A 10,029-nucleotide genomic window follows, 5' to 3' on the forward strand; every position below is an offset into this window, starting at 1 on the left:
GGCTTTTTCGGGTCATATATGAGGTCGTTTCGTTCGGAACAGCTATGGGTCAAGCAAGACTGACCACTGCAAGCCTGAAGACCGTGATCGCCACGAGGCCATCGCGCGCGGAGGCAGCAGCTTTTATTCCGACGAACCCAGAACCATTCGGCAGATGCAACGCAGTGAGCACGACAGCCCTCAGGGTTTCGTCCGGCGCACGCGTATTGCGTCTTCGCGCCGGCAGGAAAGACAATAATGTCCAACAAAATGCTTATCGATGCCTCCCACCCGGAGGAGACCCGGGTTATCGTCACTCGGGGCAACAAGATTGAAGAATTCGACTTTGAGTCGGAACACAAGAAGCAGCTGAAAGGCAATATCTATCTCGCACGTGTCACCCGCGTCGAACCCTCGCTTCAGGCTGCGTTCGTGGAATATGGCGGCAATCGCCATGGCTTCCTCGCGTTCTCGGAAATCCATCCTGACTACTACCAGATCCCGGTAGCTGATCGTCTTGCGCTGCTCGAAGCGGAAGCCAAAGCCGCACGCGCGGAAGACGATGAAGACGAACCACGCGCCAAGAGCGAGCGCAGCGACCGGAACGATCGCTCGCGCCGCAACCGTCGTCGCGGTCGTCGTGACGGCCAGAATGGCGACGCGCAGGCCAATGCCGCCGACAAGGGATTGCCAGCGGCTGAGCCTGTCGGCCCGGCTTTTGAGAATTACGTGCCCGGCACACCGGCCATTGCCCTTTCTCAGAAAAGCGATGTGATCTCCGAAGCCATCGATAACGGCGACGAGGACGACATCGAACATGAAGAGGACATGGTTGAATCTGTTGGTTCGGAAGATGCACTTGAAGAGCTTCCGACGCCTGCCCGTACCAATCGTCGCCAGTACAATATCCAGGAAGTGATCAAGCGTCGCCAGATTCTTCTGGTGCAGGTGGTCAAGGAAGAGCGCGGCAACAAGGGCGCAGCTCTCACGACCTATCTTTCGCTTGCCGGACGCTATTCGGTACTGATGCCGAACACGGCACGGGGCGGCGGCATTTCGCGCAAGATCACCAATCCGCAGGACCGCAAGCGCCTCAAGGAAATCGTCAAGGAACTCGAAGTGCCGCAGGGCATGGGCGTGATCCTGCGTACGGCTGGCGCAAACCGCACCAAGGCGGAAGTCAAGCGCGACTATGAATATCTGATGCGTCTTTGGGAAAATGTACGCTCACTGACGCTGCAATCGACGGCGCCCGCCCTCGTCTATGAAGAAGGCAGCCTGATCAAGCGGTCGATCCGTGATCTTTATAACAAGGACATCTCGGAAATCCTCGTTTCCGGTGAAAACGGCTACCGTGAGGCCAAAGACTTCATGCGCATGCTCATGCCGAGCCATGCGAAGGTCGTCCAGCCTTACCGCGAACAGGTCCCGATCTTCACGCGCAACGGCGTGGAAGCACAGCTCGACCGCATGTTGCTGCCACAGGTCACGCTCAAATCAGGTGGCTACCTGATCATCAACCAGACGGAAGCGCTTGTTGCCATCGACGTCAACTCTGGCCGGTCAACGCGTGAACATTCGATTGAGGACACGGCGCTGCAGACCAATCTGGAGGCAGCAGAAGAAGTCGCACGCCAGCTTCGCCTGCGCGACCTCGCCGGTCTGATCGTCGTCGACTTCATCGACATGGAAGAAAAGCGCAACAATCGCGCTGTCGAAAAGAAGATGAAGGACTGCCTGAAGGATGATCGCGCGCGCATCCAGGTGGGCCGTATCTCGCATTTCGGTCTTCTGGAAATGTCACGCCAGCGTATCCGTGCATCCGTACTGGAAAGCACGATGCAGGTCTGCCCGCATTGCGGCGGCACCGGCCATATCCGCTCGGATTCCTCCATGGCGCTGCATATTATTCGCGGCATCGAGGATTATCTGCTGCGTCACTCCGGTTTCGACATTCATGTCCGCACACCGGCTGCCTCGGCGCTTTATGTTCTCAATCACAAGCGCCAGCTTCTTGCCGATCTGGAAGGGCGTTTTGGTGTAGCGATCAGCATCGACGCCGACGAGAGCGTCGGCCACCAGCATTTCGTCATCGACAAGGGCGCGCCGTCGACACGGCCGATTATCCAGCCTCCGGTTCAGCCGATGGCCTATATCGAGGACGACATCGAAGATCCGGAAATCCCGGTCGATGAGGACGAAGCCGAAGAAGAAACGACGGCAGACGTTCAGGCTCGCGAAGATCGTGGTGACGAAGGTGATCGCAAGCGCCGTCGCCGTCGTCGCCGTCGCGGTGGTCGTGATCGCGAGAACCCGGAACAGGCTGCAAAGACCGATTCCGTTTCGGAAGATGCCTCCGACGAAGATGATGACGCCGATGACGCGCAGGATTCATCGTCTAATGCTTCGCTGAGCGAAGAAGATCGCCGTAAGAAGCGTCGCCGCGGTCGCCGGGGTGGACGCAAGAACCGTCGTGACGACGAACCGCGTACACGCAAGGTTCCTGATCCGGAATTCGTCGGTTATACGCCGGTTCTGCCGGTCAAGGCCAAGGAAGCTGTTGTCGAAACAGTGGCAGCGGTGGAACAAACGGCTGACGTCGCTGAAGCTGTAGTTCCGGTTACCGAAGCAGCAGTCGAGGAAAAGCCCGCCAAGCCCGCCCGTAAGCCTCGCGCTCGCAAGTCTGCGAAGACTGAGGAAGCGGCTGAGGACGTCGTCGCTGCTGAAGCAGAGGAAAAGCCTGCCAAGCCTGCTCGCAAGACCCGTAGCCGTAAGAAGGCAGCCGAAGAAGCTCCTGCCGAGCCGGTAGTGGTCGCTGACGAACCTGAAGCGGAAACCGAGAAGCCGAAGCGGCGTACTCGCAGAGCTGCTGCGAAACCGGCGGTTGAAGTCGAAGAGACAGTTGCAGTCGAAGCAGAAGTGACGACAATTGCCGAGCCGCAGAAAAGCGCTGAGCCCGTTGTGACTTCGAGCGAGAGCGAAGACCAGAAGCCCAAGCGCGCTGGCTGGTGGCAGAAGAAGGGTTTCTTCTGAGACCCGTTTCATGATTGAAATGAAAAAACCGGCGGAAACGCCGGTTTTTCTTTATCTTTTAATACTGTAAATGGTTTGAAGGAGCCTGCTCAGGCTTTCTGCTGTGGCAACCAGCCTTCCAGGCGACGGACGGCTTCTTCCATTTCCTCAATCTTTCCAGCATAGGAAAAGCGCATCGTTCGATGCCCGTCCAGCGGGTCAAAATCCCGTCCCGGCGTCGCAGCAATATTGATTTCAGCAATCATCCGGCGGGCAAATTCCATGCTGTCGTTGGTAAAGCGCGAAACGTCACAATAGGCATAGAATGCACCGTCCATTGGTGCGGCCAGGCTGAGACCTATACGTGGAAGATGGTCCAGCAGGATGCGCCTGTTCTTGCGATAGCGATCCTTTACCCGCTCAAGTTCTGTCGTTGCATGGAAGGCTTCGATGGCAGCGCGCTGCGAAAGCTCCGGCGCAGAGATATAAAGGCTCTGGCTCAGTCGTTCGATTGCGCGGATATCGCTTTCAGGCAAAACCATCCAGCCAATACGCCAGCCGGTCATGCAGTAATATTTGGAAAATGAGTTGATGATCGTCACATCATTGGAAATCTCCAACGCTGTGACGTCGTCCGTCTCATAGGAAAGCCGGTGATAGATTTCGTCCGAGATGACCCGGATGCCCAGATCTCGGGCTGTTTCGATGATTGCCGTCAGTTCCGGCTTGTCGATGACCGCCCCGGTCGGATTGGCCGGACTTGCAAACAATACGCCTTTCAACGGCTTTTCAACATGTGCCGCTGCAAGCGCCTCGGCAGTCAATGACGCCGACGTTCCATTGCCCGTCGGTATTTCCACGACCTCGAGGCCTAGTGCCGTCAATATATTGCGATAGGCAGGATAGCCCGGGCGTGTAATAGCAACCCGGTCGCCCGGATCGAAATAGACCACAAAGGCCAGATTGAAGGCAGCGGAGGAGCCGGTTGTGACCGCAATGCGTTCCGGCGAAACCGAAACACCGTAATGATCGGCATAATGCGCAGCAATCGCCTCTCTCAGTTCAATCAGTCCCAAAGCGTCGGTGTAACCGATGCGACCATCCTTCAAGGCACGTTCAGCAGCTTGTCGAACGACTTCCGGTGCCGGGTCGGCAGGCTGGCCTACCGCCATGGAAATGATTGGATGGCCGGCTGCGCGACGACGATTAGCCTCTGCCAGAACATCCATGGCATGGAAGGGCTCGACCGCGCTGCGGCTGGAAAGAGTGACCAACTTTACCTCCAGAAAATTGCGAGTTTCGCATTCTACATCCGCCGTATAATCGCCGGATTGGTAAAGCAACAGCACCTTTCGAGAAAATACGACCAAATTCCGAGATGGAGATTATCTCTCGCCTGCCTATCGATGATTGAATGCAAAGGCTATAAGATTCGTGCCGGTTTGAAGAAGGAAGAACAACACGATGGGGACGATGACTACACCATTCCCACCCAGAAGATTTTCTTTCCATAGTTTGGTTCGCCGTTCGGTTGCGGTGGCAGCCGCGATGTCCATAGCCGTTACCAGTGCCCTGCCCGCATTCGCGCAGTCGCGCGGCGGTGGTGTCCCCATCGTGCGCGACGCCGAGATCGAGGCACTCGTCGCCGACTACGCTGCGCCGATCCTCAAGGCTGCAGGTCTGGGTGGTCGCGGCGTTCGCGTTATTCTGGTCAATTCGCAAAGCTTCAACGCCTTTGTCGATGGACGGCGTATTTTCATCAATACAGGCGCGATCATGCAGGCGGAAACGCCCAATGAAATCATTGGCGTGATCGCACACGAATCGGGGCACCTTGCAGGTGGGCATCAGGAACGGTTGCGTGAGCAGTTGAGCCGTGCCCGCAACATGGCAATCATCGGTATGTTACTTGGTGTTGGTGCCGGTGTTGCAGGTGCCGCAAGCGGCAGCGGCAATGCAGCGGGCGCAGGCGCAGGCATCGCCATGGGCTCAAGCGAAGTTGCCATGCGCAGCGTGCTCAACTATCAGCGCACCGAAGAAATGACCGCCGATCGCCTGGCCGTGAACTATCTCAACGCCACCGGGCAGTCGACCAAGGGAATGCTCGATACATTTGAGCGCTTCGCATCAGCCTTGTCGCTTACCGGCACCCAGATCGACCAGTATCGTATCAGCCACCCTCTCCCGCGTGAGCGAATTGCCAATCTGGAAGAACTTGCGAGAAAGAGCCCGTATTTCAACAAAGCCGATTCTCCGGCATTGCAGATGCGGCACGATATGGCGCGTGCCAAAATTGCCGCCTATTCGGGCAATATGGGCGCACTACAGCGCATGTTCCGCAGCAATCCTGGCGGGCTCCCTGCCCGTTATGGCAATGCCATCACAACATTCCTGAATGGTTCAGCCCGCGCTGCGCTGCCGAAGTTTGATGCACTTATCAAGGAACAGCCAAAGAACCCGTATTTCCAGGAAATGCGCGGCGAAGTCCTGCTGAAAGCCAATGATGCGGCAGGCGCAGCAAAGGCTTTCCAGAAGGCAGTTTCGCTCGATCCGCGTAAGTCGCCGTTGCTGCGCATGAGCTATGGGCGCGCCCTTATGCTCACCGGTGCCAAGGCGAACATGCCGACGGCGATCAAGGAGATCAAGGCAGGCATAGCCTCTGATCCGGAGTTTCCAGGAGGCTACGGTTATCTCGCGCAGGCTTATGGCCAGCAAGGTGACATGGCGCTCGCCGACCTCGCAACGGCCGATATGAACTATTATTCTGGCAAGCTTCAGCAGGCCCAGATATTCGCCATCCGTGCGCAAAAGCAGATGAAGCCCCGTTCACCCGAATGGCTTCGCGCGCAGGACATCATTAATGCCAAGAAAAGCAAGTAAGGCAGCATTTTGCGCCTGAAACCGGTATTCTAGACAGATTGGAATTTGGAATGAAGAATGCAGTTTCCATAACAGTTGCCAGCGGCGTTGTAGGCATTGCCGCTCTTGCATTAGGTTATTATGCAGGCACAGCCCGACAGGCTCCGGCCGCCGTGGACAGCCCTGCTGCTGTGGCCCCTGTGGCCCCTCCTGTGGCGATGAACCAGCAGGCCATTGAAAACGTCGTGCGCAATTATCTCATCCAGAATCCTGAACTGATGCTGGAAGTGCAAAGCGCACTTGAAACCAAGCAGGCGCATGCGGCGCAGGAACAGATCAAGCAGGTGCTGACGGCCAATCGCAGCACCCTTTATGATCCCAAGCATGATGCAGTCTTCGGTAATCCAGACGGCGATGTGACGGTCTATGAGTTCTTCGATTACAATTGCGGCTATTGCAAGCGGGCGCTGCCGGACATGGAAGCGATCCTGAAAACCGACAAGAACGTCCGGTTCGTCATGAAAGAATTCCCGATTCTCGGCCCGGATTCGGCCAAGGCGCATATTGTGGCACAGGCATTCAGAGCGCTGATGCCGGAAAAATACGCCGAATTCCATGAAGTGCTTCTGGGCGCGCAGGAGCGTGCAACGGAAGATTCCGCCATCGCCGATGCAGTGAAACTGGGAGCCGATGAAGCACAGCTACGCGACAAGATGAAGGATCCGGCCATCACCGGCGCATTCCAGCAGACCTATCAGCTGGCGCAACAGCTCAATATTACCGGAACGCCATCCTACATCATCGGTGATGAACTGGTTCCCGGCGCGATCGGTGTTGATGGGCTGGTCGAGAGAATCGCGGCAGCGCGCGCTGCAGCGAAAAATTGATCTGGTCGGCCATGGCTTGACTGGTCACTTTTGTGAAACAGTTTATGCCGTGGCATCCAATGTTTATGTTGCGAGAAGAGAAATTGCCGTATTGCCTGCTTATTTTGCAAAGAATAGCGGGAAAAACTGGTACGGCAAAACATCTGCAATGATTTAGAGGGTTTCGGCTTGCGTCCAAGCCCTCTATATGAAATGCGAAGTGTACCGAAATTTCGCGGTAACGCGTTATCAGTCGCGGACGGATATGGCAAAAACGGTTTTTGTTTTGAACGGCCCCAATCTCAACCTTCTCGGTAAACGAGAACCGGGGATATACGGTGTTGCAACGCTCGATAATATCGAGGCGGACTGCAAGCGTGAGGCTGAACAACTCGGACTTGATGTCGATTTCCGTCAGTCCAATTACGAAGGCGATCTGGTGACCTGGATTCAGGAGGCTGGCGATAAAAACGCCTATGTCCTCATCAATCCTGCCGCCTATAGTCACACTTCGGTTGCTATTCATGATGCAATCCGCTCGGCCAAGGTAACGGTCGTGGAAGTGCATCTTTCGAACATTCATGCGCGTGAGGCTTTCCGGCATCACTCCTATGTATCCGCAGTCGCCAAAGGCGTTATTTGCGGCTTTGGCGCGGAAGGATATCTGCTCGGTCTGCGCGCGCTTGCGGCAATTGCCAAAGAAGAAGAAAACAACGGGCAAAGCGTTAAAGGGGCCTGATATGTCCAGCAAAAATTCCGTCATCGACAAGGAAACGATCCGCGACCTGGCGGACATCCTCAACGAAACTGACCTTACCGACATCGAAGTGGAACACGGCGATCTGCGTATCCGCGTTTCGCGCAAGGTCACGGTTCAGGCCGCAGCGACAGTTATGCCTGCCGCAGCCCCTGTTGTTACTGCTGCTGCGCCAGTTGCTGCAGCCGCCGAACCAACCAAGGCTGATCTGTCGAAGAACGCCGTTCCGTCGCCGATGGTTGGCACCGCCTATCTCGCTCCGGCTCCGGGCGCCCGCAACTTCATCGAAGTTGGCGCACAGGTAAAGGAAGGTCAGACGCTTCTCATCATCGAAGCCATGAAGACCATGAACCAGATTCCAGCCCCGCGCGCTGGTACGGTCAAGGCCATCCTCATCGAAGACGCTCAGCCGGTTGAATTCGGTGAGCCGCTCGTCGTAATCGAATAAGACAGCAGATTACGGCTTATTCAATGAACGGGCAGCAAAGCGCAATGTTTCAAAAGATACTCATAGCCAATCGTGGCGAAATCGCTCTTCGCGTGCTCAGGGCTTGTAAGGAACTGGGCATCAAGACCGTCGCCGTTCACTCCACGGCAGACGCCGACGCGATGCATGTGCGTCTGGCAGACGAAAGCGTCTGCATTGGACCGCCGCCGTCGCGCGACAGCTATCTGAACATCCATCAGATCGTTGCTGCATGCGAGATCACTGGTGCCGACGCAATCCATCCGGGTTACGGCTTCCTGTCGGAGAACGCCAAGTTCGCGGAAATTCTTGAAGCGCACGGCATCACCTTCATCGGCCCCACCGCTTCGCATATCCGCATCATGGGCGACAAGATTGAAGCCAAACGCACTGCAAAGCGCCTTGGCATTCCAGTCGTTCCGGGCTCGGACGGCGGCGTGACGGATGACGTCGAAGCTGCACGCATCGCGAAGGAAATCGGTTATCCGGTCATCATCAAGGCTTCTGCCGGTGGTGGCGGACGCGGCATGAAGGTTGCCCGCACCGAGGACGATCTTTCGGTGGCACTTGCAACGGCTCGTACGGAAGCCGGTGCAGCCTTTGGTGACGATGCGGTCTATATCGAGAAATATCTCGAAAAGCCGCGCCATATCGAAGTTCAGGTCATGGGCGATGGCGCAGGCAATGCCATCCATCTGGGCGAACGCGACTGCTCGTTGCAGCGCCGCCACCAGAAGGTTTGGGAAGAAGCCAATTCACCGGCGCTCAACGCCGAAGCACGCGACAAGATCGGCATGGTTTGCGCCAACGCCTGTGCGGAATTGGGTTATCGCGGTGCGGGAACGATCGAGTTCCTGTATGAAGACGGCGAATTCTATTTCATCGAAATGAACACGCGCCTTCAGGTGGAACATCCGATTACGGAAGCCATCACGGGCATCGATCTCGTTCACGAGCAGATTCGCGTTGCAGCCGGTCTCGGCCTGTCGGTAAAGCAGAAGGATATCCGCTTCTCTGGCCATGCCATTGAATGCCGTATCAACGCTGAAGATCCGCTGACATTTGCGCCTTCGCCGGGGCTGATCACGCATTATCATACGCCGGGTGGCCTCGGCATCCGCGTGGATTCGGGCGTTTATTCCGGCTATCGCATTCCGCCTTACTATGACAGCCTTATCGGCAAGCTCATCGTGCATGGTCGCAATCGCGTCGAATGCATGATGCGTCTGCGCCGCGCGCTGGACGAGTTCGTGGTCGATGGCGTGAAAACCACTCTCCCGCTTTTCCAGGACCTGATTGCAAATCAGGATATTGCCAACGGCGATTACGACATTCATTGGCTGGAAAAATATCTGGCCAAGAAAACCAAGGGCGAAAGCGCCTGACGAAAATGACCGCAGGAGTGTCCCCGGACGACTATTCAATCGAACCGGAGTTGCTCCTGCGGGCCTATGCCACGGGAATATTTCCCATGGCTGAAGAAGCCGACGATCCCGAAGTCTTCTGGGTTCGTCCCGAGAGGCGCGGTGTCATACCCCTCGATGGCTTCCACCTACCGAAAAGCCTCCAGAAAACCATTCGCCAGGGCATTTTTGATATAAGGCTCGACAGCGATTTTGATGGCGTGATCGAAGGTTGTGCCAGCGGAACCGGCGAACGCGCGCGTACATGGATCAACGGTCCAATCCGCGAAGCCTATAAGGAATTGTTCGAGATCGGACATTGCCACACGGTTGAAGCCTGGCATGACGGACAGCTCGTCGGTGGGCTTTATGGCGTCACACTCGGACGCGCCTTCTTTGGTGAGAGCATGTTCACCCGCAAGCGAGATGCTTCAAAGGTCTGCCTCGCCTATCTGGTCCAGCATCTGGTCAGCCGAGGCTTCGTACTTCTCGACACGCAGTTCACCACGCCACATCTCGAAAGATTCGGCGCTGTGGAAGTTCCACGGAAAAAATATGAAAAACTGCTGGAAAACGCACTCGACGGAATCGCGCGTTTCTAACGCGCATCTTATCCGAAAACCGTTTCACACGTTTCGGGATGCGCTCTAGTGTGGTGGATTTGAATCCGAAATTCGTATCACTCTG

At 56.3% G+C, this 10,029-nt stretch carries 9 protein-coding genes; 7 read left to right on the top strand and 2 right to left on the bottom strand.

Going from position 1 to position 10,029, the window contains the following annotated elements; all coding sequences use genetic code 11:
• Positions 1-49: 49 nt before the first annotated feature.
• Entirely contained in the window at positions 50-235 is a 186-nt protein-coding gene (locus HWX93_RS20285; RefSeq protein ID WP_151557963.1) for a hypothetical protein, read from the bottom strand.
• A gap of 2 nt (positions 236-237) precedes the next feature.
• Here HWX93_RS20285 and HWX93_RS20290 point away from each other — a divergent pair, with 2 nt between their 5' ends.
• Positions 238-3,012, top strand: coding sequence for an Rne/Rng family ribonuclease (locus HWX93_RS20290; RefSeq protein WP_151557965.1), 2,775 nt, complete (start codon positions 238-240; stop codon positions 3,010-3,012).
• A gap of 89 nt (positions 3,013-3,101) precedes the next feature.
• Here the strand turns inward: HWX93_RS20290 and HWX93_RS20295 are convergent, their stop codons facing one another.
• Complete coding sequence (locus tag HWX93_RS20295; RefSeq protein ID WP_151557967.1) at positions 3,102-4,265, bottom strand: pyridoxal phosphate-dependent aminotransferase; 1,164 nt, start codon at positions 4,263-4,265, stop codon at positions 3,102-3,104.
• A 190-nt stretch (positions 4,266-4,455) separates the two neighbouring features.
• On the opposite strand from HWX93_RS20295, the gene HWX93_RS20300 reads away from it, so the two are divergent.
• The 6 genes from HWX93_RS20300 (at position 4,456) to aat (ending at position 9,944) form a co-directional block, all read left to right on the top strand.
• Complete coding sequence (locus HWX93_RS20300) at positions 4,456-5,871, top strand: M48 family metalloprotease (RefSeq protein WP_151557971.1); 1,416 nt, start codon at positions 4,456-4,458, stop codon at positions 5,869-5,871.
• A 50-nt stretch (positions 5,872-5,921) separates the two neighbouring features.
• Positions 5,922-6,737, top strand: a complete 816-nt coding sequence (locus HWX93_RS20305) for a DsbA family protein (protein WP_151557973.1) — start codon at positions 5,922-5,924, stop codon at positions 6,735-6,737.
• A gap of 244 nt (positions 6,738-6,981) precedes the next feature.
• Positions 6,982-7,455, top strand: coding sequence for a type II 3-dehydroquinate dehydratase (aroQ, locus tag HWX93_RS20310; RefSeq protein WP_151557977.1), 474 nt, complete (start codon positions 6,982-6,984; stop codon positions 7,453-7,455).
• A 1-nt stretch (position 7,456) separates the two neighbouring features.
• The gene (accB, locus tag HWX93_RS20315; RefSeq protein ID WP_061346402.1) at positions 7,457-7,921 is read left to right on the top strand and encodes an acetyl-CoA carboxylase biotin carboxyl carrier protein; all 465 of its coding nucleotides are present in this window, start codon (positions 7,457-7,459) and stop codon (positions 7,919-7,921) included.
• A 44-nt stretch (positions 7,922-7,965) separates the two neighbouring features.
• The gene (gene accC / locus HWX93_RS20320; RefSeq protein WP_081104473.1) at positions 7,966-9,324 is read left to right on the top strand and encodes an acetyl-CoA carboxylase biotin carboxylase subunit; all 1,359 of its coding nucleotides are present in this window, start codon (positions 7,966-7,968) and stop codon (positions 9,322-9,324) included.
• Positions 9,325-9,329: 5 nt separating this feature from the next.
• Positions 9,330-9,944, top strand: coding sequence for a leucyl/phenylalanyl-tRNA--protein transferase (gene aat / locus HWX93_RS20325; RefSeq protein ID WP_176038505.1), 615 nt, complete (start codon positions 9,330-9,332; stop codon positions 9,942-9,944).
• The last annotated feature ends 85 nt before the right edge of the window (positions 9,945-10,029 follow it).

This window comes from Brucella tritici, assembly GCF_902825325.1.
GTDB lineage: Bacteria > Pseudomonadota > Alphaproteobacteria > Rhizobiales > Rhizobiaceae > Brucella.